Source organism: Caballeronia choica, from assembly GCF_001544535.1.
GTDB lineage: Bacteria > Pseudomonadota > Gammaproteobacteria > Burkholderiales > Burkholderiaceae > Caballeronia > Caballeronia choica.
Genome location: NZ_FCON02000397.1, coordinates 1 through 1,931 on the forward strand (window position 1 = coordinate 1; position 1,931 = coordinate 1,931).

Annotated in this window: 3 protein-coding genes; all 3 read right to left on the reverse strand. The window is 60.0% G+C overall.

The annotated features are described in order from the left end of the window. Nucleotides 1-518, reverse strand: a 518-nt coding sequence (locus tag AWB68_RS44400; RefSeq protein WP_125483298.1) for an MFS transporter, incomplete at its 3' end; no start/stop codon positions are given. 28 nt (nucleotides 519-546) lie between these two features. Further along, nucleotides 547-1,383, reverse strand: coding sequence for an NAD-dependent epimerase/dehydratase family protein (locus AWB68_RS44405; protein ID WP_087650391.1), 837 nt, complete (start codon nucleotides 1,381-1,383; stop codon nucleotides 547-549). Nucleotides 1,384-1,607: 224 nt separating this feature from the next. Further along, nucleotides 1,608-1,712, reverse strand: coding sequence for a twin-arginine translocation signal domain-containing protein (locus AWB68_RS51815; RefSeq protein WP_087650392.1), 105 nt, complete (start codon nucleotides 1,710-1,712; stop codon nucleotides 1,608-1,610). Nucleotides 1,713-1,931: the final 219 nt, after the last annotated feature.

Sequence of the window (1,931 nt, forward strand, 5' to 3'; positions counted from 1 at the left end):
CCCAGCACGCCGACGATCAGAAACGCCCATTGCCATTGCCCGTGCAGCAATGCCCAGACAACCAGCGGCGGTGCGAGCAGCGCGCCGACGGACGAGCCAATGTTGAACCAGCCGATCGCGACCGAACGCTCCTTGGCGGGGAACCACTCGCTTGTCGCCTTCACGCCGGCCGGAATGCCGGCCGCCTCTGCGATGCCAAGGAGGCCGCGAAAGAACGCAAGGCTGCGCCAGTCCGTCGACCATGCTGCCGCCGCGCAGGCTAACGACCAGGCGAGCGCGAATGCCGCAAATCCGATCTTGGTGCCGACCGTGTCGAGCAGATAGCCCGCAACCGGCTGCATGAACGCATAACAAAGTTGCCACGCCACCACCACATGCGCGTACTGCTCCGTGGTCATGTGAAGGTCTTTCATCAGGGTCGGCGCCGCCACCGAAAGCGTGTTGCGCGCGAGGTAATTGATGATCAGCCCGGCCGCGACCAAGCTAACCATCCACCAGCGGATGCCCTTGATTTTCATTGCGTGTCTCCTCGAATTCTTGAACGGATCAGATGGGCAGAACCGCGGGACTGGTCGAGCCATCGGGCTCGGTATCCTCGCGCGAGTAATCGAGGCCAACGAAGCTGCCGCCCTGGTAGCGTTGACCCAAAGCATCGAGCGGGTTCGGCCCTCCCAGCACTTGCGCGGCGTACACCTCGGCGTTCTGTGTCGGCTGATAACCCAAACGTTCGGCCCCGCCGTTGTCCCACCAACTCCGTGTGTTGGCGGAGACGCCCCAGACGATCATGAAGCCGACGTCCTCCGCTTCGATACAACGGTCGAGAAAATGGATCAGGTCGCGATGGCCGAACCAGGTGCTTAGATGTCTGGGCTCGGTCGGACGATCGAGGCAACTGCCGATACGCACGCAAATACTTTCGATGCCGTGCTTGTCCCAATACATTCTTGCCAATGCTTCGCCCCACACTTTGCTCAGGCCGTAAAACCCGTCTGGGCGCAACGCGCAGTCGAGCTTGAGATGTTCGGTGACGCGGTACATGCCGATCGCGTGGTTCGAGCTGGCGAAAACCACGCGTCGCACGCCTTGTCTGCGCGCGCCTTCGTACACTTCGACGAGCGCGCGCAGGTTGTTGTCGATGATCTCGGGCAGAGGGCGCTCCACGCTCGTACCTGCAAGGTGGATCAGCACATCGACACCGTCCAGCAGACGGTCTACGACGGCCGGGTCGCGTAGGTCGCCGTGCATGACATCCTCACCGTCCACCAGAGGAGCAAGGGGCTTTGAGCCTGCGGCCGAGCGCAACGGAATGCCACGTGCGATCAACTCCGTCCGTACGACCGAGCCGAGCTGCCCACCGGCCCCACTCAGGGCAATCTTCTTCATAAAAGTTCCTTTAAGTGCCCCGAACGTTCGAGCCACGCTCGCATTTGCCAGCGGTCAAAGTGAGGCGCTAGCAGCGTCAACAACCGCCCGTCGTACGATAACGTACTTTTAGATACGTTCGAGCACAATCTAACTAAGCACTTTCCCTTGTATTACTGCGCCATAGTTCGCTGACCGGCACCGGCAGAATTCAGATATTTATCTGACGTCATACAACTATTGGCTTAATTACTTGGCGCGAACGCTAGACCGCCCACCGATGCCAGTCCGCCGGCCGCAGCCGTTTTTAGGAATTTCCGCCGGCAATCCGTCGTCTTCGACACGTTCATTTTTATCTCCGTGCTGGTAGAAGTGAATGAGACCGCCTCGCAGGTCACGCGCTTTTGAGCTGCACGCGCTTGATTTCTCCTACGATGAGCAGGTAGCTGACGATCGCGACGAGCGCGTTGCAGGCCACGAAGACCAGCGCGCTGTTACGATGGAGGTGAATCGCGAGCCACGAAGCAAGCGAACCTGAGAGCAAAAGAAAAGGGCACGTCGCCCTATGA